This window comes from Robiginitalea sediminis, assembly GCF_002198115.1.
GTDB classification, from domain to species: domain Bacteria; phylum Bacteroidota; class Bacteroidia; order Flavobacteriales; family Flavobacteriaceae; genus Robiginitalea; species Robiginitalea sediminis.
On the sequence record NZ_NGNR01000002.1, the window covers coordinates 215,321 to 234,804 of the forward strand.

17 protein-coding genes are annotated in these 19,484 nt (G+C 55.2%); 8 read left to right on the plus strand and 9 right to left on the minus strand.

Annotated elements, in window-relative coordinates; genetic code table 11:
- The first annotated feature begins 1 nt into the window (after nucleotide 1).
- Together CA832_RS07260 and CA832_RS07265 are read left to right on the plus strand one after the other, a co-directional pair.
- Entirely contained in the window at nucleotides 2–715 is a 714-nt protein-coding gene (locus CA832_RS07260) for a gluconate 2-dehydrogenase subunit 3 family protein (RefSeq protein ID WP_088340927.1), read from the plus strand.
- Between the two features lie 11 nt (nucleotides 716–726).
- The gene (locus CA832_RS07265; protein WP_088340928.1) at nucleotides 727–1,551 is read left to right on the plus strand and encodes a sugar phosphate isomerase/epimerase family protein; all 825 of its coding nucleotides are present in this window, start codon (nucleotides 727–729) and stop codon (nucleotides 1,549–1,551) included.
- Here the strand turns inward: CA832_RS07265 and CA832_RS07270 are convergent.
- The gene (locus tag CA832_RS07270; protein ID WP_088340929.1) at nucleotides 1,548–2,636 is read right to left on the minus strand and encodes a glycoside hydrolase family 130 protein; all 1,089 of its coding nucleotides are present in this window, start codon (nucleotides 2,634–2,636) and stop codon (nucleotides 1,548–1,550) included. The two genes, CA832_RS07265 and CA832_RS07270, sit on opposite strands and share 4 nt — an antisense overlap.
- 74 nt (nucleotides 2,637–2,710) lie before the next feature.
- On the opposite strand from CA832_RS07270, the gene CA832_RS07275 reads away from it, so the two are divergent.
- Both CA832_RS07275 and CA832_RS07280 read left to right on the plus strand, forming a co-directional pair.
- Nucleotides 2,711–3,481 (plus strand): M15 family metallopeptidase, encoded by a 771-nt coding sequence (locus CA832_RS07275; RefSeq protein ID WP_233131760.1) that lies wholly within the window; start codon nucleotides 2,711–2,713, stop codon nucleotides 3,479–3,481.
- Complete coding sequence (locus tag CA832_RS07280) at nucleotides 3,478–4,389, plus strand: alpha/beta hydrolase (RefSeq protein WP_158211898.1); 912 nt, start codon at nucleotides 3,478–3,480, stop codon at nucleotides 4,387–4,389. The genes CA832_RS07275 and CA832_RS07280 overlap by 4 nt, the downstream gene beginning before the upstream one ends.
- A 10-nt stretch (nucleotides 4,390–4,399) precedes the next feature.
- Here CA832_RS07280 and CA832_RS07285 read toward each other — a convergent pair whose 3' ends face one another.
- The 7 genes from CA832_RS07285 to tsaD all read right to left on the minus strand — a co-directional run bounded on the left by CA832_RS07285 (nucleotide 4,400) and on the right by tsaD (nucleotide 10,918).
- Nucleotides 4,400–5,767, minus strand: a complete 1,368-nt coding sequence (locus CA832_RS07285; RefSeq protein WP_088340931.1) for a Gfo/Idh/MocA family protein — start codon at nucleotides 5,765–5,767, stop codon at nucleotides 4,400–4,402.
- A 36-nt stretch (nucleotides 5,768–5,803) separates the two neighbouring features.
- The gene (locus tag CA832_RS07290; protein WP_088340932.1) at nucleotides 5,804–6,925 is read right to left on the minus strand and encodes a THUMP-like domain-containing protein; all 1,122 of its coding nucleotides are present in this window, start codon (nucleotides 6,923–6,925) and stop codon (nucleotides 5,804–5,806) included.
- A 73-nt stretch (nucleotides 6,926–6,998) separates the two neighbouring features.
- Nucleotides 6,999–8,099 (minus strand): AI-2E family transporter, encoded by a 1,101-nt coding sequence (locus CA832_RS07295; RefSeq protein ID WP_088340933.1) that lies wholly within the window; start codon nucleotides 8,097–8,099, stop codon nucleotides 6,999–7,001.
- 4 nt (nucleotides 8,100–8,103) lie between these two features.
- Nucleotides 8,104–8,745, minus strand: a complete 642-nt coding sequence (locus tag CA832_RS07300) for a DUF4159 domain-containing protein (RefSeq protein ID WP_088340934.1) — start codon at nucleotides 8,743–8,745, stop codon at nucleotides 8,104–8,106.
- 66 nt (nucleotides 8,746–8,811) lie between these two features.
- Complete coding sequence (locus tag CA832_RS07305; protein ID WP_088340935.1) at nucleotides 8,812–9,519, minus strand: 16S rRNA (uracil(1498)-N(3))-methyltransferase; 708 nt, start codon at nucleotides 9,517–9,519, stop codon at nucleotides 8,812–8,814.
- A 6-nt stretch (nucleotides 9,520–9,525) separates the two neighbouring features.
- Nucleotides 9,526–9,879, minus strand: a complete 354-nt coding sequence (locus CA832_RS07310; protein ID WP_143542347.1) for a TfoX/Sxy family protein — start codon at nucleotides 9,877–9,879, stop codon at nucleotides 9,526–9,528.
- Nucleotides 9,880–9,889: 10 nt separating this feature from the next.
- Nucleotides 9,890–10,918: a tRNA (adenosine(37)-N6)-threonylcarbamoyltransferase complex transferase subunit TsaD gene (tsaD, locus tag CA832_RS07315; protein WP_233131761.1), complete on the minus strand. Its 1,029-nt coding sequence runs from the start codon at nucleotides 10,916–10,918 to the stop codon at nucleotides 9,890–9,892.
- Nucleotides 10,919–11,015: 97 nt separating this feature from the next.
- On the opposite strand from tsaD, the gene CA832_RS07320 reads away from it, so the two are divergent.
- The 4 genes from CA832_RS07320 (at nucleotide 11,016) to CA832_RS07335 (ending at nucleotide 18,545) form a co-directional block, all read left to right on the plus strand.
- On the plus strand, nucleotides 11,016–15,461 hold the full coding sequence (locus CA832_RS07320; protein WP_233131762.1) for a translocation/assembly module TamB domain-containing protein: 4,446 nt from the start codon (nucleotides 11,016–11,018) through the stop codon (nucleotides 15,459–15,461).
- A gap of 143 nt (nucleotides 15,462–15,604) precedes the next feature.
- Nucleotides 15,605–16,591: a 6-phosphofructokinase gene (pfkA, locus tag CA832_RS07325; RefSeq protein WP_088340937.1), complete on the plus strand. Its 987-nt coding sequence runs from the start codon at nucleotides 15,605–15,607 to the stop codon at nucleotides 16,589–16,591.
- 19 nt (nucleotides 16,592–16,610) lie between these two features.
- Nucleotides 16,611–17,612, plus strand: a complete 1,002-nt coding sequence (gene gap / locus CA832_RS07330) for a type I glyceraldehyde-3-phosphate dehydrogenase (RefSeq protein ID WP_088340938.1) — start codon at nucleotides 16,611–16,613, stop codon at nucleotides 17,610–17,612.
- A gap of 81 nt (nucleotides 17,613–17,693) precedes the next feature.
- Nucleotides 17,694–18,545 carry an N-acetylglucosamine kinase gene (locus tag CA832_RS07335; RefSeq protein WP_088340939.1) on the plus strand — a complete coding sequence of 284 codons (852 nt, stop codon included), beginning with the start codon at nucleotides 17,694–17,696 and terminating at the stop codon, nucleotides 18,543–18,545.
- A 548-nt stretch (nucleotides 18,546–19,093) separates the two neighbouring features.
- On the opposite strand, the gene CA832_RS07340 is transcribed toward CA832_RS07335, so the two are convergent.
- A complete protein-coding gene (locus tag CA832_RS07340; RefSeq protein ID WP_088340940.1) occupies nucleotides 19,094–19,477 on the minus strand; it encodes a Rid family detoxifying hydrolase in 384 nt (127 codons plus the stop codon).
- Nucleotides 19,478–19,484 lie beyond the last annotated feature (7 nt).

A 19,484-nucleotide genomic window follows, 5' to 3' on the forward strand; every position in this document is an offset into this window, starting at 1 on the left:
TATGGACAGAAGACAAAGCCTGAAATCCCTCGCCTTGGGTACCGCCGCTGCAGGCCTCGCCCTCCACGGCTGCAAAATGGAGGATCAGGAACTACAGGAGGCTGTTTCTGCGGGAGCCGAACACTATTTCGGACGGACCCCGGAGGAATTGGAGCAAATTGCAAAACTCCATGCCGAAACCTTCTTTAACCCCCATGAAATGGAAACCCTTTCGGTACTGGCCGAATTGATCCTCCCACCGGTGGAGCAATATGGCGGGCCGCTGGAGGCCGGTGTGCCGGACTTCATGGAATTCATGGCCAAGGACATCCCCGAACTGCAGGTGACCCTCCGAGGCGGGCTGATGTGGCTGGACCACAAGAGCAATACCGAGTTCCAGACGGAGTTTAAAAGCGCCCAGCAAGCCCAGCAAAAGGAAATCCTGGATGCTATCGCCTTCTACGACCCGGAGGTCCCCTTGCAGGAGCAGCCACTGGAAATCCAGTTCTTCAGCCTGGTGCGCAACCTGACCGTTTCCGGGTATTATACATCCAAGCTTGGCATAGAGGAATTGGGTTACAAGGGGAATACCCCGAATATCTGGGATGGGGTGCCCCAACACGTACTGGACAAACACGGCCTGGCCTATGAGGAGGAGTGGCTGGCCAAATGTGTGGACCAGAGTAAGCGCGGGGTGATTGCCGAATGGGACGAAAACGGGAACCTATTAACGTAAAAACCAGTGACATGAGAATCAGATCATGGATTGCCGCCTTGGCTGTCTCCGCCTTTTTTGCCCCTCAGGGGCTTGACGCACAAGAATTTGGCATTCAGTTGTACAGCCTGCGCAACCAGTTTGAAAAGGATGTGGAAGGCAGCCTGAAGCAAATCCGGGACTGGGGGATCACCTACATCGAAGGCGGGGGAACCTATGGGTATTCCCAGGAGGAATTCCTGGGGTTGCTTGGAAAATATCGCCTGAAAACCATCAGCGTGGGGGCGTCCTACGAGGAATTGCGGGATAATCCGGAGTCTCTGGTCGAAAAAGCCCGCGCATTTGGGGCGGAGTACGTGATGTGCGCCTGGATACCGCACCAGAACGAATTCGACCTCACGGAGGCATTAGCGGCCATTGACGTCTTCAATAAAGCCGGGAAACTCCTGAAGGAAGCGGGTTTAACCCTGGCCTACCACCCCCATGGGTACGAATTCAGCGCGCATGAAGAGGGCACGCTGTTCGACATTATGGCCAGGAACGCCAGGGACTTTGCCTTTGAAATGGATGTGTACTGGGTATTTCACGGCGGGGCCGACCCCCTGGAACTCCTGAACCGTTATCCGGACAAGTTTGTGCTGTATCACCTGAAGGATATGGCCCACGGCGTGAAAGGGAATACCTCCGGGCACGAAGATGTGGAAACCAATGTAGTGCTCGGTACGGGGCAGATTGATATTGCAGCCCTGGTGAAACGGGGCGCCGAGCTGGGAATCCGGTATATGTTCATAGAGGATGAATCCAGCAGTGTGGTGGAACAGGTGCCCCAGAGTCTGGAATTCCTGCGGGGGCTCTAGCCCCCCGGTTTTATTGCCACCCCTACCATGGAGTCTGCGGTTCCGTAATACAGGAACCAGTTCTTCCTGAAATACACCAGTCCCTGGATAAAGGTTGTCCCCGCCTGGTACTGCCCGCTTACCTCATGGGGCAGGCTGGGGCAGATAAAAGGCGCTTCCAGGCGCCGGACAAATTCAGTTGGGTCGTCTTTGCTGAATAATGCCTGGCCCCCGCAGTAAGTGCCCTCAGGGGTTTCAGGCCCCGCACCCTCCCCGGAAAGATTTTTGCCGTTATACAACAACAGAATGCCTTCTTCGGTATACAAAGCCGGAGGCCCGGGTTCCGTGAGGTGGCTGTCGAAGGTTCCCGGGGTGGGAACAAAGGGCTTGATCAGTTCCCCGGAGCCGTTTGTTACCGGGGTCCAGTCGCGGCCATCTTCCGAAACGGCCACATTCACAAAAAGCTCCCCCCAGTACATGTAGTAAGCACCCTTGATTTTTTTGGCGACCAGCCGTCCGTCCTTAAGCTCGGTTACCACCGATCCCGATTTGCTCCAAACATCCCGGAAAGCCCCGCCATGGGCTGTTTCAAAGACCGGACCGTGTTTGGTCCAGTGGACCAGGTCTGTGGAAGTGGCGCTGGACAAACGGGCTGTTTCCCGGTTCCAGCTGGTATAGAGCATCAGGTAGGTGCCGTCTTCCAATTCGGTTACCCTGGGGTCCTCAACCCCGCCCGGGAAATCCCATTTGCTGAAGGGCCCGGGTTCGGGATACAGCACCGGATCCTTATGCCGGGTAAAGTGCAGCCCGTCCGTACTCCAGGCCAGCCCGATACGGCTGGTACGCTCGCCTAGGCGGGCGTCGCGGTCATCCTCCGCCCGGAACAGGAGAAAAACCGTGTCGTTACGGACCACGGCACCCGGGTTAAAAACATCGGCCTGCTGCCAGCGAACCGGCCTGTTTTGCATGGGGCAATCGAAAATATAGGTGGAATCGGGCCCGAGGATGGGCTGCCCCTCCGGTTTCTCGAATCCAAGCATCCAGGGCTCCTGGGCGAGACCCGCAATCGGGAAGAACAATATCAGCAGTAAAATGGAGCGCATCATTCAGAGGGCTTTAAGGCTAAAGATACAATCCTTTTTGGGCTTTGAAGGTTTGAAAAAGGGGTTATCTTTAGCTCATGCCCAGTACGACAAAGTTCTTTAAAACAGGTCTGCCAGCCCTGCTGGCTGTTGCCGTGAGCGTGGTATCCGGATGCCGGGAAGGCGGTACTTCGACTCCTGCACCGCGTACCATGCCGGAAAAAATGGAAGTTGCCGATACCACCGCCATTACTCCGGAGGTAACGACCCCACCCGCCCCGCCCCCCCTGGAGCAACTGCCCGACACCGCGTTCGTTCGCCTGGCGGATTACAGCGAGGCTTTCGGGTTTGAGATGCGCTATGCCACCGCCGATAATTTCCTGGAGGCTGTCGTTTACCCGTGTGGGGAATGCTATACCAGGGCCATTACCGCCAGGGCCCTGCTGGCGGCCAATGCGGCCCTGAAGCCACATGGGTACCGGATCCGGTTTTTTGATTGCTACCGGCCCCACCGGGTGCAATTCAGGATGTGGGAACTGGTGCCCAACCCCCAGTATGTTGCCAACCCCGAAAAAGGGTCTATCCACAACCGGGGAGGGGCCGTGGATATAACCCTGGAAACGCTGGAGGGGCAACGGGCCGATATGGGTACGGATTTCGATTTCTTCGGCCCTAAGGCCCACCACGACCATCTGGACCTTCCCAAAGAAGTGCTGGAGCGCCGGGCGCTGCTGAAATCGACCATGGAAGCGCATGGGTTCTGGTCTGTCCGCACCGAATGGTGGCATTACAACCTGGCTGCTGCTTCCCGCTACCCGGTAGCCGATTTTATCTGGACCTGTCCGGAAAAAGAACCCGCGCTGCCATGAAAAAAACTCTACTAGCCCTTCTGTTGATCCTGGTGCTGCCTTGTGCAGCCCAGCACTTCCGGCTCCCGATCTGGCCCGATGGGGCCATCGCACACCGCGTGCCCACCAATGAGGCCGAAATACGCGACAGTACCGATATTCTGCGCATCAGCAAGGTCCAGGTGCCGGAAATCGAAGTATACCTGGCCGATACCACCCGGCAGACCGGGAAGGCCGTGCTGATCCTGCCTGGAGGCGGGTACCGCATTCTGGCCTACCACTGGGAAGGCACCCAGTTTGCCAGATGGCTTCAGGCCAGGGGGATAACCGGGGTGGTGCTGAAATACCGCCTTCCCGATTCCCGCTCCCTTACCGAGGCCCACCTGGTCCCTTTATCGGACGCCCAAAGGGCCATGCGGCTGCTGCGGGAAAAAGCTACCCAATGGACTATTGACCCGGGTAAAATCGGGGTAATGGGCTTTTCTGCCGGAGGCCACCTGGCCGCGAGCCTGAGTACCCAGTACGAGGCAAGGGTCTACGAACCTGTGGATCGTGCCGATTTGCTAAGTTCCCGCCCGGATTTCTCCGTTTTGGTCTATCCGGTTATTACTTTCTCGGCGTCTGCCGTGCATTCCGGCTCCCGGGAAGCCCTCCTGGGGCCTTCCCCCTCAGATAGTTTGCTGCGATTCTTTTCCCCGGAGCTCCAGGTAGGGCCCGAAACCCCGCCCGCTTTCCTGCTGCACGCTGCAGACGATACCGGAGTTCCCGTGGCAAACAGCCTGGCTTATTACGAGGCCATGCGCGCCGCAGGCCGGCCTGCTACGCTCCACCTAGTGCCGGAAGGCGGCCACGGTTTTGCCATGGCGCGTGGAGACGCCTACCTGAGCCGGTGGGTCGAATGGCTGGAAGCCTGGCTCCTCAACTTATGATTGGGAAGGATTAAAGGGTTCCGGCAGGGTGCTCATACCCGCTCCGGTAAGGCCGTTGTAGCCTTCCTGTAGCTTCCGGATCTCCTTCGATGATGCGCTTTGCGGGATTATAGCTAAGAGGCCTGCCCAGGTCCATGGCCACGTTGGCCAGGATACAGCTGGCCGACGAAATATGGCCCTGTTCGATGTCCGCAAATGGGCGGTTGCCGTTTTCAATGGCCGCAAGGAAATCGATCATATGCCGGCGGGTCGCCGGAACGGCGTGCAACTCGATATTGGCCTCATTGACGTCTTCCGGATACTTTTCACGCTCGTAAATCACGTCCCCGTGAATGGGGTTGCTGCCGTCTGCCGGGGTGAAGTCGTACTGCATCACGCTGCCCGCCAAGGTCCCTTTTTCCCCATAAATCTTAAAGGCCCAGGGGTAATCGGGGTCTGCCGGGGCGCCCCAGCTGCGGTGCTGCCAGTGGCAGCTGAAATCCGGGAATTCGAAAACAGCCGATTGGGTGTCCGAAATATTGGATTTCCCATCCTTCTGCACATAGATTCCGCCGCTGGAGCTGATCCGCGTGGGCCATCCCAGATCCAGCAGCCACCGGACGGTGTCTAACATGTGCACGCACATATCCCCCATAATGCCATTGCCATACTCCATAAAGGTGCGCCACCAGCGGATATGGGGCAGCCCGTCATAGGGCCTGAGCGGCGCCGGCCCGGTCCACATCTGGTAATCCAGATGGTCCGGGACCTCCTGCAACGGTGGGTTTCCGTTAGCCCGCATATGGTAGTAACAGCACATCTCCACATGGCCTACCTTGCCCAACAGGCCTGCATCCACAATCCGGCGTTTGGCTTCCTGCAAATGCGGGGTACTGCGCCTTTGGGTCCCGATCTGCACCGTCCTGCCATGCCGCCTTGCGGCCGCCAGGATGGCCTCGCCTTCGAGCACGTCCACACTAATGGGTTTCTGCAGATAAACATGACAACCCTTCCGGATGGCTTCAATAGCAATCAGGGCGTGCCAGTGATCCGGGGTGGCAATCAGTACGATGTCCATTTCGGTTTCTGCCAGCATTTTGCGATAATCCCGGAAAAGCCTCGGTTTGGCGGAGGGCTCCCGTTCCAGTACCATGGCGGCGGCTTCGTCCAGGAGCTTCTGGTCTGCGTCGCATAGGGCTGCCACCTCCACGGGGGCCACCTGCATCAGGCGCCAGAGGTCCATTTTTCCGTACCACCCGGTACCGATAAGCCCGACCTTCCAGGGTTTGCCCCGGTAGATGAGGTCCATGCCATAGGAGCCGAAACTGCTCAGCAGGGCCAGGGCGCCTGCTCCTTTCATAAAGCGCCTTCTGTTGATGTTGAAATGCGGGTGTTCCATCGGTTGTCGGGTTGGTTGTTCCTAAAGATAGGAAATTCAATCCGTGCACCGGCGGGCGGTTATAACTGCCTTCTTCCCGTCTGCAAGGGTGGTGTAGAAAAGAAAGGTATCCCCACCCGGGGAAATGCGGTTTTTAGATCGTATCTGTGCCACCGAAAGCGGGAAGTTCCGGCTCACCACATGGGCTTGTCGCAGTGGGGGTTTCCCAGCTTTGTACCCCATGTAACCTAGGATTTCAAAACGCCTCCCTGGGAATTGGGGCATGTCGGCCTGTGCGGTGTAAAGGTGGGTACTGGGATGTAATTTTTTTAACCCGAGGCGCTGGGCCACCAGGCGGAAGGCCCCGGCCTTCATCAAGGCGGCATGGGGTTCGAAAAGGTAGCCTTCGGGAGATCCGGAAGCTGCAACTGCCGTTTGCTCATCTTGCGGGTGGAACGTAAAGGAGGGCCAGGTGTCGCGGGCCAAATCCACGGCGGTAATCCGGGGGGCTCCTGTACACCCGGGTTGGAGGTGCCAAAGGAGTTCCTTTACCTCGTTGTGGACCCCGATGACATAAACCGCCTTTACCGGGCCCAGCTGCCGGATGCCCTGGGTGATATCCAGCAGGGGGGAGGTTTTCAGCAGGAGGTTATCTGCCGACTCCAGCCATTCTGCAAGGTGGGAAAGAACATCCGGGGTGTACTCCTCCAGCCGGAAGACTTTGCCCCCATCCTTCCCCCTCCTGGCCGGGTCGGCGTAGAGCCAATCTGCCTTTAAACCTCCATGGCGAAGCGTACGGAGTACTTCAAGGCCGTCCTTGGCATGTACGACAATGTTCTTGATTCCGAGGGCTGCAAAATTGTGTGCGGTAATTTCGGCCAGGCGGAGATCAATTTCACAGTAGTGTACAGTGGTTACTGCGGCGGCAAAAAAGGAAGTATCCAGACCCATCCCACCGGTCAGGTCTACCAGGATTTCGCCCGAAACCAAACCGGCCTTGAACCGTGCCGTGATTTCCGAGGAGGCCTGCTCCAAATGAAGTTTAGGGGGGTAATAGATTCCTGTAGCCGATGCCCAGAAAGGGGATTTCTGTGCCAGGGTTTGGGCCCCGGAGACCTGCGTTGCGAGTTCCCGGGGCGTAACCCCGTCAAAAGGGGATTTTGAGAGGGCTACTGACACTATGTCAGTGGTTAAATTATTTTTTATAAAATTCTGTACACCAGTATTTAGAATTTCTTTATTCAAAGCAATGCTATAAATCTCTGGTGAGTTTCTGAACGATCTTGTTATCGGATAGGAATTCCTTTAAAATAACCTTTATGGCGGTATATCCGGGCACGGCGACGATCATTCCCACTACCCCGAAAAGGAGCCCGGCTATGATGATGATCAGGAAGATTTCCAGGGGGTGCGACCGGACACTGTTAGAGAAGATAAAAGGCTGGGAAAAGAAGTTGTCTACCGCTTGTCCAATGGCGAGGCCCAGCAGGACCCAACCTACGTCCGGGAGGATCACGGTGCTGAAATCAGCACCCAGGTTACTGGTCATGGTCAGGACCACCATGATGACTCCGCCTATGATGGGACCCACGTAGGGGATGACATTGAACAGGGCGCAAAGGAAGGCAATGACCAGGGCGTTCTCGATCCCCACCAGGAGCAGGACAATGGTATAAATGGCAAATAGTACCAGAATCTGACCAAGCAGCCCTATAAAATACCGGGATAGCAACCCCTTGATTTTTTCAATGGAATGCTTCAGCCGGCTTTCCTTGCTCTGTGGCACCAGGGTGAGGAGCGCATTTTCAAAAAGGCGGCTATCCTTCAGGAAGAAAAAGGAGATAAACAGCACGGAAAACAGACCGATGCTGAGGCTGCTCAAGACGGCAACGAAGGAGTTGAGCAGTTTGGGGATAAAGCCGAAATCGAGTTCGTTCAGGAAGCTGCCGCCCCATTCGGATTCCTGCACCATGGCGCTGAAAGATTGGGGGGAGGTGCCCAGGAAGGTAGTAACCTCCCGGTAGAGGCGTTCCAGGTCCCGTTCCAGGTCGTCCATATGGAGTAGGGACAGGTTTTTGCCCTGCTCGGTCAGGACCGGGACGAATAAGGATACCAGGCCAACCAATACCCCCAGCATCAGAACCATGGTTACGACAACGGCCAGGGTATTCGGGAATTTGACCCGACGCCGCAGGAAGAGTACCACGGGGCGGCCGATAAGGGCTGTCACGGCTGCAATGCTGACGTAGGCAATTACAGAACGCACCAGGTAGAGGAAATAGCAAAACAGCCCAATGGCCACCAGGATTAAAACAGCCCGAACAATGCCACTAGCTAAGGTCTTGGCGTTCATACAATCAGTTTTTGAAGGCGTAATTCACGATGTTGGCTCCCATCTGCAGGGCCTTCCTCCGTACGGGCTCCGGATCGTTGTGTACCGCCGGGTCTTCCCATCCGTCCCCCAGGTCTGTCTCGAAGGTGAACAACAGGATAAGCCTTCCTTCATAGGTTATGCCCAGGGCCTGGGGCCGCTTCCCGTCGTGTTCGTGGATTTTGGGCAGACCCTCGGGGAAGGCAAACGGTTCCTGGAAAATGGGGTGGTTGGCCGGTAGCTCTTCCAGGGGGAGGTCCGGGAATAATTTCGGAATTTCCTTTTCCAGGTAGGGTGCCATCCCGTAATTGTCATCTATATGCAGGAAACCGCCTCCCATCAGGTACTGCCGTAGGTTTTCGGCTTCCGTATCGCTGAACAGGACATTGCCATGCCCGGTCATGTGTAAGAAGGGGTACTGGAAGACCGCCGGGCTGTCTGCCTCCACGGTGGCTGGGTCTGCTTCCAGCTCTGTCCCAATTTCAGCATTGCAGAAGCGGGAGAGGTTGGGCAGGGCAGTTGGGTTTGCATACCAATCGCCTCCTCCCCGGTATTTGAGGATGGCAAGCTGTTGTCCGTATCCCCAGGTAAAGGGAATCAGCAGGAAGAGAAAGAAAAGCTGCCTCATGGTTCCAGGCTATTAGACTCGCCTGAATTCAAATGTAGTGATAAAGCGGGAGTTGTGTCCTTAGGCTTAGCCGCCATTTATCAGGTTGACCACGGCGCAGGCCATCAGGGCTGCCGTTTCGGTGCGCAAGCGGTACTGCCCCAGGGATACCGGAAGGAAGCCCTTGTCCTCGGCCATCCGGATTTCCGATGGGCTGAAATCCCCCTCGGGTCCGATCAGCACCACCACGTCCTTGTCTGCCGCCAGCCGCCTTTTGAGCTCTACCTTGTCGTCCTCCTCGCAATGGGCTATAAACTTCAGGCCGGGATGCTTCCCTTCCAGGAAGGTGACAAGGGGCACCGGATCGCTGAGGGTAGGCAGGTACGCCCTGAGGCTTTGTTTCATGGCTTCCTGCAGGATGCGTCGCATACGCTCCATTTGCAGGTGTTCCCGCTCGGAGTGTTCGCAAATCACCGGGGTAATCTGGTCTACGCCCATCTCTGTGGCCTTTTCCAGAAACCATTCAAAACGATCTGCTTTTTTGGTAGGGGCCACGGCCAGATGGAGGCTGTGCATGGTGGGGTGTACTTTCCGCGTTTCCAGGATCCGCCCCATGCAGCGCTTTGGGTTGGCCTCCAGGATTTCGGCGGTAAAAACCAGTCCTTTCCCATTGGTGATGTGGACGGTATCCCCTTCGCGCTTGCGAAGGGCTTTAACCATATGCCGGCTTTCTTCCGGTGAGAAGGCAAATTGGGTTACGCTGTTGTCCAGGTTTTCCTGATAGAAATAATTCATGCGCCTCTATTGATGTTCTTCCCCGCATTTGGCCCGGGCATGTGCCAGTCCCCACTCGATCCAGGTCGTTAAGTCGGCCTCGGTACGCAGCCCTTCAGGAGCGACCTGTACAAATTCCTTCATGGTGCGGCCTGTAAAATCCATCGGACGGGCGCCGTAGCGCTCCAGGGCTTCCTCCATCGCTGAAGCAGGGACCCTGGCCATGAGTTCATCGGCAATGATGCCGATACTCATCTTGCCTTTATACAGGTAGGCCAGGCCACCAAACATCTTTTTGAGTTCCATGTGCTTGTACGCATCGTCCCCGCGGCGGGTAAGCAGGGTATTTATTCTCATTTCGAGGGAGGTGTCGTAAGCCATAGGGTACTGTTTAACTGCCCAGGCGGTAGCGCGCCTTGGCACTGACGTTTAGGGTGGCAAAATCCCCTTGAAGATACTTGAAATAGCCCACAATTCCTATCATGGCCGCATTGTCTGTACAGTATTCGAATGGCGGGATGTAAGTAGTCCATCCCCATTCGCGCTCGGCATCCTTCAGGGCCTGGCGGATCCCGCTGTTGGCCGATACCCCGCCCCCGATAGCTACGTGTTTTATGCCTGTTGCTTTGCTTGCTTTCCGGAGCTTTTGCATCAGGATCCGTACAATAGTGTATTGAATGGAAGCACAGATATCGTCCCGGTTTTGTGAGATGAAATCCGGGTTGGCTGCCGTTTCCCGCTGCAGGAAATACAGGATACTTGTTTTCAGGCCGCTGAAGCTGAAATCGAACCCACCTACCTTGGGGATGGGGAATGTGAACCGCGTGGGGTCTCCCTGGGCGGCGTGCTTGTCTATAAGCGGGCCCCCCGGGTAGGGAAACCCCAGGAGCTTTGCGCTTTTATCGAAGGCTTCCCCTGCAGCGTCGTCCAGGGTTTCCCCCAGGATTTCCATCCGGAAATAATCGTCCACGCGGATAATCTGGGTATGCCCCCCGCTTATGGTCATGGCGAGAAAGGGGAAGGGGGGCGGTTGCTTCCCGGGGGTTTCCAGGAAATGCGCCAGGACATGGGCTTCCATGTGGTTGACCTCAATTAGCGGGATGCCCAGACCCAGGGAAAGGGATTTAGCAAAGGAGGTGCCCACCAGGAGGGATCCGAGCAGTCCCGGCCCCCGAGTAAAAGCTATGGCGGATAGCTGTTTTTTGTCGATATTTGCTTTGGCCAGGGCCTGGTGTACCAGGGGGACAATATGTTGCTGGTGGGCCCGGGACGCCAACTCGGGGACCACACCCCCGTATTCTTCGTGGATGTGCTGTGTGGCCACCACGTTGCTCAGCGCCTCCGCGCCCCGCAAAACGGAAGCGGAGGTGTCGTCGCAGGAAGATTCTATCGCCAGGATGTAAACAGGGGGCAGGCTCACCTTGGTTTGGAACGGATTTTGGATACGCAAAGGTAAAACAATAGGGTCTATCAGGAAACTTCGCAAAATAGTCGTCCGCATACTGCTGGTTGTCCTGGTGGTCTGTGTCCTGGGCACGGTGGTCCTTTCCCTGCCTGCGGTCCAGACGCGGCTCGCGCAAATGGCTACCGAACGGATCAACCGGGATTTCGGGACCGATATCCGGATAGACCGGCTCCGGATTTCCCTCATTAGCTGGGATACGGCGTTAAGGGACATCTACATTGAAGATTACAAGGGAGATACCCTTGCATATATCCGGGACCTGAACACCTCCATCCTGAGTTTGCGGGACCTGGTGGGAGGAACCCTGGAGTTCGGGGACATCGACATCGAAGGGTTGTACCTGAACATGAAAACCTACCGGGATGCCCCGGATACGAACCTGGGGATTTTTATAGATAAGCTGGACGACGGTAAGCCACGGGACCCCGGGACGCCTCCATTTTACTTCTACGCCTCGGGCATTGAAGTGGAGGACAGCCGTTTTTCGCTTGTGGACGAGAACCTGGAGAAACCCACCATCCTAAATTTCAGCAGGCTCAACATCGATGCAGAGGAATTCACTATCCTCGGGCCTCAGGTTCGCGTCCAGATCCGGGGGATGTCCTTGAAAAGCCCAAGGGACCTTCAGATCGATACCCTTTCCACGGCCTTTACCTATACCAGGGAGCAAATGCGCTTCGATACCCTCCGGATCCGTACCCCGGAATCCGATATCCGGGGAGGTTTGGTATTCGACTACCAACGGGAGGATCTGGCTTCCTTTACCGACAAGGTCCGCATTACGGCCAATTTCGAACAATCGGAAGTGGGCCTGGATGAGGTCAACCGGCTTTACGATGTATTCGGCACGGGCCGCAAGGCGATGTTCAGCACCGGGGTATCCGGCACCCTGAACGCCCTCCGCCTGGAAGACCTCTTTCTGGTCACCGACCAGACAGGCATCCGCGGCACCTTCGATTTCGCCAACCTCTTCAGTAAAGAAGCGCCATTCAGCCTGGATGCCCAGATCCGGGATATCACCACGACGTATTATCAGATGCGGGGGCTCATGCCCAACCTCCTGGGCAATACCCTGCCTTCCTCCATGGAGAAACTGGGGCAGTTCACTGTCCGCGGGAGTTCCCAGATCACAGAAAATACCGTAGCTGCCCAGGTCAATATCAACAGCCGTATCGGCAACTGCTATGCGGACCTGGACCTGAGTGGGATCACCAATGTGGACAACGCGGCCTACCGGGGGTTTGTTTCCCTGATCGATTTCGACCTGGGCCGGTTTACCGGGAACCCCTCCTTTGGCAGGTCTACCCTCGATGTGAATGTGGAAGGTCAGGGATTCACCCAGGACAAACTCAATACCGAGGTGATCGGGGAGGTTTACACCTTTGGGTTTAACGGGTATGACTACAGGGATATCTCTGTTTCCGGGGTGCTGAAGGACCAGCTCTTCGACGGCTCCCTCAACAGCCGCGACCCCAATATGGTCTTTACCTTCAAGGGGCTTGCGGATTTCGGAAGCCAGCCCAACACCTTCAATTTTGTCGCCTCGGTAGACCATGCAGACCTGCATGCCGTAAATTTTATTTCGGATTCCGTGTCCGTCTTCAAGGGGAACATCGACATGGACATCACCGGGGATGACCCGGACAACATCCGGGGTGAAATGCGCTTTAGCAAGACCCAGTTCCAGAATGCCAACAACACCTATTATTTCGAAGACTTCCAGGTTGTTTCCCGGGTTGGCGAAGATTCCCTGCGCACGGTGGAGATCAATTCCCCGGATATCATTACCGGCTATATGCGCGGGAGGTTCCGGGTCCGGGAACTGGGGCGGCTGTTGCAGAATTCCGTGGGTAGTATTTACACCAATTACAAGCCCTACCAAATATCCGGCGGGCAGCAGCTGAGTTTTAATTTCAGGATTTACAACAAGATTGTCGAAGTCTTTTACCCGGAGGTATCCTTCGGGCCCAATACCTTTATCCGGGGCGACATTGCAGCAGATGAGGGCGATTTCAAGCTTAACTTTAAGTCGCCGGACATTGCGGCATTTGGCAATCGTCTGGGGGAGGTGGATGTGCGTATAGACAACAAAAACCCCCTTTTCAACACCTATGTCTCGGTGGAAGAGGTCTCCACAGTCTATTATGACCTCAAGGATTTTGAATTGATCAACACCACCCTGAATGACACCCTGTTTTTCCGTACGGAATTCAAGGGGGGTAGCCAGTATAACGACCGCTACAACCTGAACTTTTACCACACCTTCAACGAGCAAAACCGTTCGGTCATTGGCCTGAAGCGTTCCGATGTGAGCTTTAAAGGCAATACGTGGGTCCTGAACCGGCAGGGGAATAACCGCAATAAGGTTATCGTCAACAGTAGCCTTGACAGCATTCAGATAGAGGAAATCGTCATGAATAATGAAGAACGGGAGGAAATTGTCCTGAACGGATCCATGGCAGATTCCACCTATAAAGACCTGGAGTTGCGCTTTAAAATCGTATCCCTGAATAAGATTACACCTGCCATAGACAGCCTGAAACTCACCGGAGAGGTGAACGGGGTGCTCAATGTCCGGCAGGAGGACGATGTATACCTGCCTATCGGAAACCTGAAAATAGGCGATTTCGGCATCAACGGGATGCAACTCGGGGAGTTGGATATCGGGATTGTGGGAAACAAGGACCTCACAGAGTTCTCGGTCAATACCCTGCTCTCGGAAGCGGGGCGGGAGAAATTTTCCGTTATCGGAACCATTCTGAACCGGGAGGAGTACCCCACGGCCAACCTGATGGCCAGTTTTACCGATTTTCAGCTGGACCCTTTCAGCCCGCTTGGGGAGGGGGTCATTGACCAAATCCGTGGGAATGTCAACGGGACAGCCCAGATCCGGGGCGACCTCAGAAACCCCGATATCTCCGGTTTGCTCACCCTTACCGGGGCGGGCCTGGGGATCCCTTACCTGAATGTCAACTACGATTTTGCCCCCAATTCCACAATCAGGCTTCAGGACCAGACCTTCGATTTTCAAAGCATCCGCCTTACGGATGTGGACGAGGGGACAAGGGCTGTGCTGGATGGGACTATTTCCCACACGGCTTTCGATGACTGGTTGCTGAACCTCAATGTAGATACTGAAGGGGATCGCCTTCTGATCCTCAATACGGAATACGACGAAGATGAATTGTACTACGGCCAGGCCTTCGCCACGGGTTTTGGTCGGATTTACGGACCAACAAGCGCTCTGAATATCGACTTTGAAGGTTCCACAGCCCGGGGGACTTCCCTGAAAATCCCAATCAGCGATGTGGCCACAGTGGGCGATTACAGCTTTATCAATTTTGTGCAAAGAGGCAGCCTGGAGGCCCTGGAGGCCGAACGCACACTCCGGGAGTACCAGGGGCTGGAACTGAATTTCGACCTTGACGTAACCCCTGAAGCGGAGGTGGAAATTGTAATAGACCAGCAAACCGGCAGTTCCCTCAAGGGCACGGGAGCCGGGCTTATTTTTATTGAGATCAACACCAACGGGAAATTTAATATGTGGGGGGACTTCGTGGTGGTCACCGGTTCGTACAACCTGAAATACGGGGGTATTATAGACCGAACCTTCCGCGTAAAACCGGGGGGTACCATTAACTGGGACGGGGAACCCCTGGCTGCCATCCTCAATATGGAAGCCGTGTACGAACTCAATGCCAACCCGGCCCCGTTATTGGAGAATACTCCATACACGCGAAGCATCCCAACGGAGGTTATGGTCCGTCTTACAGGCGAACTGGAGCAGCCCACGGTGGAGTTCGACATCGGCTTCCCGGGTACCAGCTCAATCATTAAATCGGAGCTGGAATACCGCCTGCAGGACCCTACTGTAGAAGAGCGCAATGCCATTTTCCTGCTGGCCCAGGGTACTTTTGTGGCCGATGGGAGCGGGCTCAATCAGAACGCTGTGGCCGGGAGCCTCATCGGGTCCGCCACCACCAACCTGTTTAACCAGGTGCTGGGCGGTGGCGATGAAAACTTCAATCTAGGCGTTTCCTACGAGGCGGGGTACAATGACCCCGGTGCCGATGTGAACACCGAGGACCGCATCGGGGTTACCGTTTCGACCCGCATTTCAGACCGGATCCTGTTTAACGGCCGGTTTGGGGTACCGGTAGGCGGTGTGAGCGAATCTGCCGTTGCGGGCGATGCCGAGGTGCAGTTGCTCCTAAATGAAGAGGGCACCCTGAGTATGCGCATTTTCAACCGGCAGAATGAAATCCAGTCTTTCCTGGCAGAACGCCAGGGATACACCCAGGGGGTGGGGCTTTCCTACGAAGTGGATTTCAACAGTTTCCAGGACCTGCTGCGGCAAATCTTCAAAAAGCGGGAAAACCCGCCGCAAAACCCCGGCCAGACCGCACCGGACAGTACCCTGCAGCGGGCAGTGCCCATTACCACCACCGGGAAAGACAGTTTGATACGGTTTTATGCCAAAGACCATAAACCTTTTTAAGGCTCCCCGGATTTTTTACATTTCTTTCAGGAAAACCCCAAATTCGTTACGAAATCGTTTTCGGGCCCCGGGAACCCCAGAATTCCCGACACGACATTCCTTTTTTGGCCAAAGTTTGTTAATTTTGCCATTCATTTTTGACCATGGACCAACCGATTAAGAGGATTGCCGTATTGACTTCAGGAGGGGACTCCCCCGGAATGAATGCTGCTATTCGTTCCGTGGTCCGGACCTGCGCCTACCTCGATATAGAGTGCGTGGGCATCTACCGCGGGTATCAGGGTATGATAGAAGGGGATTTTTTCCCCATGAATGCCCGAAGCGTAAACAATATCATCAACAAGGGCGGGACCATCCTGAAATCGGCCCGCTGCATGGAGTTCAAAACCCCGGAAGGGCGGAAGGTAGCCCACGACCAACTCACCAAGGCCGGTATACAGGGCTTTGTAGTGATCGGCGGGGACGGAAGCTTCCGTGGCGCTACCATTTTCAACAAAGAATTCGGCTTCCCGGTTATAGGCATCCCCGGGACCATAGACAACGATATCCTGGGTACCCGATATACCCTCGGTTTTGATACCGCTCTCAATACGGTGGTGGAAGCCATCGATAAGATCCGCGATACGGCCAGTTCCCATAACAGGCTTTTCTTTGTGGAAGTCATGGGTCGTGATGTGGGTCACATAGCCCTTAATGCAGGCGTTGGGGCCGGGGCTGAGGAAATCCTCATCCCGGAAGAAAACCTGGGTCTCGAAAGGCTCCTGGATTCCCTCAAACGCAGCAAGAAATCCGGGAAGTCCTCCAGTATAGTGGTAGTGGCCGAAGGGGACAAAACCGGCAAGAATGTCTTCGAACTAAAGGAATACGTGGAAGAACACTTGCCGATCTACGACGTGCGGGTTTCCGTACTAGGCCACATGCAGCGGGGCGGAACCCCCAGCGCCTTCGACCGGGTCCTGGCCAGCCGCATGGGGGTTAGGGCCGTAGAAGCCCTCCTGGAGGGTAAGACCAACCTGATGGTTGGCATCATCGATAACGAAATTGTGCTCACGCCCATAGAAGAGGCTATCAAGGGGCACACTTCCATAGACAGGGAACTTATTCGGGTTTCCGATATTATGACCATATAAACCAGAAAAACGAGAAAAAATGGCAGCATTGCGAATTGGAATTAACGGATTTGGAAGGATAGGGCGCCTGGTATTCAGGGCCTCCTTTGAGCGCGATAATGTAGAGGTTGTGGCTATTAACGACCTTTTGGATGTGGAACACCTGGCGTACCTGCTGGAGTATGACTCCGTGCATGGCCGCTTTAAAGGCACGGTTGCCGTGAAGGACGGAAACCTGGTAGTGAACGGCAAGACGGTACGAGTTACTGCGGAACGCGACCCGGCCAACTTGAAGTGGGATGCTGTGGGCGCCGATATCGTAGCCGAATGTACCGGTATCTTCACCACCCTGGACATGGCCCAGAAACACATAGACGGCGGTGCCAAAAAGGTGGTTATCTCAGCGCCTTCCAAAGACGCACCCATGTTCGTTATGGGGGTTAACCACGACCAGGCGAAGGCCTCCGATACCATCGTTTCCAACGCGAGCTGTACGACCAACTGTCTTGCACCCATCGCTAAGGTCCTGGACGACGCCTTCGGAATTCAGGAGGGCCTCATGACCACGGTACACGCCACCACGGCCACCCAGCTGACGGTAGACGGGCCTTCCCGCAAGGACTACCGCGGGGGCCGCAGTGCCCTATTGAATATCATCCCGGCTTCTACCGGTGCCGCCAAAGCCGTTACCAAGGTAATTCCGGCTCTGGAAGGGAAACTCACAGGGATGGCTTTCCGGGTTCCTACTGCGGATGTCTCTGTAGTGGACCTTACAGTGCGCCTGGAGAAGGAGACTTCCTATGACGCGATCAAAAAGGCTATGAAAGACGCCTCAGAAGGTGCCCTGAAAGGCATTTTGGGTTATACCGATGAGCCGGTGGTTTCCCAGGATTTCGTGGGGGATTCCCGGACCAGCATTTTCGATGCAGAAGCCGGTATGGAACTTAACAGCCGCTTCTTCAAGGTGGTTTCCTGGTACGACAACGAGGCGGGCTATTCCAACAAACTGATTGACCTGGCCCTCCACGTTAACAGCCTCTAATACATAGACTCACTTTAGGGAACCTGTCCGGATTGCCCATTGCCGGCAGGGGGCAGGTCCCTTTTTTTACGCCTCCACCCTATGATCCTGATAACCGACAGCGGGGCCACCAAGGCCGACTGGATTGCCCTCGACAAGAAAGGCGACCAGATCTTTATGACCCAGACCCTGGGCCTTAGCCCGGAAGTGCTTTCCAAAGAAGTCATTGAAGAACGCCTGGCCAATAACTTTGAACTGGCCCGCAATGCCCACAAGGTAGAGCGGCTGTATTTCTACGGTGCCGGGTGTGGGACAGACCGGATGCGGAAGTTTCTCAAGGAGATCTTCAGCGACTTTTTCCCGAATGCCAAGGTGGAGGTCAAGGAGGATACCTATGCCGCCATTTATTCCACCACAAAAATCGGCCACCAGGGAATCGTCTGTATCCTGGGTACAGGCTCTAACTGTAGCTACTACGATGGCCACCAGCTTTTCCAGAAAGTGACTTCTCTGGGGTATATCCTCATGGACGACGGGAGTGGGAATTTCTTCGGGCGCAAGCTGATACGCGACTATTACTACCACAAAATGCCCCAGGACCTGGGCATCCTCTTCGACAAGGAATACAACCTGGATGCGGATGTCATCAAGGAGAATCTCTATAAAAAGCCCAATCCGAATACCTACCTGGCCACCTTTGCCCGGTTTATTGTGGAACACCGGGAGCACCCCTACTGCAAAGGGGTCATAGACAAGGGTTTCCAGCAGTTCATCAACAACCACGTGATGCAGTTTGAGCTGGCTACCAAGGTGCCGGTGCACTTTGTGGGCAGTATTGCGTTTTACCTCCAGGATGAGCTCAAGGCTGTGGTGGAACGCAACGACCTGGTTCTGGGTCAGATCCGCCAGCGCCCCATAGACGGTCTGGTGGAATTCCACAAGGATACGATTTAACGTTCCCTGTCCGGGAGCGTTTCCTGATTTCTTTCACGATTCGGTCACACCTGCACACTGTTGCTCGGGGTGAACATTTCTCATGGAGTAAGGCAGCCCTTGACTAATAGCTAATGGGTAACCCGCTATGGCTGGTTCTAGTTATTTATGAGTTATGCGGGGATTAAGGTTTGTGCTTGGAATTGCACTGGTTCCGATGGGTTTTTGCAGCCTGGAAGGTTATGTTGTCCCTATAAGGGCGGGGGGGTCCTCCAGATTTGAAATCTGAAATAATACTGATTTAGAACATTTTCTGGTCGAACTGCGAGGGGATTGCAGGGAAAGACAATAACTTGAATCTGGGGGTTTTGGGGCCCCTTTAGGTAAGTGTGTTGAAAATTACACCCCCGGGTTTAAACGGCAAAGTGCTTGGGGCTTGCAGCTGCAATCCGTAACTTGGTATTGGGGTGGGGGAGATACCCCCCCAAACGGTCGACCCTAAAATCTGGATGCTAACCCACCCACCAAAAATGGCAACTCCCAAACCTTAGACCAGGTGCTGAAGGCTACTACCCACCAATGGCAATCACAGAAATTTCCACATTGACAAACTTGGGCAGGTTGGCCACTTCAACCGTTTCCCGCGCCGGGGCGGTTTCAGGGTCAAAATAACCGCCATACACGGCATTGATCCGGCTAAACTGGTGCATGTCGGCCACGAAGATGCTCGCCTTAACCACATTGTCGAACCCCATGTCTGCAGCGGCCAGCACAGCCTTCAGGTTTTCCATCACCTGCTTGGTTTCGTCTTCAATACTGGCGTCTTTCAATTCCCCGGTAGCGGGGACCAACCCTATTTGTCCGGAAACATAAAGGGTATTGCCGTACATTACAGCCTGGTTGTAGGGCCCTATGGGTGCCGGGGCGTCCGGGGTTTTGATGATCCTTTTCATCGGTTTT

Excerpts from the sequence above, each read along its gene's own strand:
- CA832_RS07295 (WP_088340933.1), bottom strand. The coding sequence starts at position 8,099 with ATGAACGCCAAGACCTTAGCTAGTGGCATTGTTCGGGCTGTTTTAATC.
- pfkA (WP_088340937.1), top strand. The coding sequence starts at position 15,605 with ATGGACCAACCGATTAAGAGGATTGCCGTATTGACTTCAGGAGGGGAC.
- gap (WP_088340938.1), top strand. The coding sequence starts at position 16,611 with ATGGCAGCATTGCGAATTGGAATTAACGGATTTGGAAGGATAGGGCGC.
- CA832_RS07260 (WP_088340927.1), top strand. The coding sequence starts at position 2 with ATGGACAGAAGACAAAGCCTGAAATCCCTCGCCTTGGGTACCGCCGCT.
- CA832_RS07300 (WP_088340934.1), bottom strand. The coding sequence starts at position 8,745 with ATGAGGCAGCTTTTCTTTCTCTTCCTGCTGATTCCCTTTACCTGGGGA.
- CA832_RS07285 (WP_088340931.1), bottom strand. The coding sequence starts at position 5,767 with ATGGAACACCCGCATTTCAACATCAACAGAAGGCGCTTTATGAAAGGA.
- CA832_RS07310 (WP_143542347.1), bottom strand. The coding sequence starts at position 9,879 with ATGGCTTACGACACCTCCCTCGAAATGAGAATAAATACCCTGCTTACC.
- CA832_RS07275 (WP_233131760.1), top strand. The coding sequence starts at position 2,711 with ATGCCCAGTACGACAAAGTTCTTTAAAACAGGTCTGCCAGCCCTGCTG.
- CA832_RS07305 (WP_088340935.1), bottom strand. The coding sequence starts at position 9,519 with ATGAATTATTTCTATCAGGAAAACCTGGACAACAGCGTAACCCAATTT.
- CA832_RS07265 (WP_088340928.1), top strand. The coding sequence starts at position 727 with ATGAGAATCAGATCATGGATTGCCGCCTTGGCTGTCTCCGCCTTTTTT.
- CA832_RS07335 (WP_088340939.1), top strand. The coding sequence starts at position 17,694 with ATGATCCTGATAACCGACAGCGGGGCCACCAAGGCCGACTGGATTGCC.
- CA832_RS07340 (WP_088340940.1), bottom strand. The coding sequence starts at position 19,477 with ATGAAAAGGATCATCAAAACCCCGGACGCCCCGGCACCCATAGGGCCC.
- CA832_RS07270 (WP_088340929.1), bottom strand. The coding sequence starts at position 2,636 with ATGATGCGCTCCATTTTACTGCTGATATTGTTCTTCCCGATTGCGGGT.
- CA832_RS07280 (WP_158211898.1), top strand. The coding sequence starts at position 3,478 with ATGAAAAAAACTCTACTAGCCCTTCTGTTGATCCTGGTGCTGCCTTGT.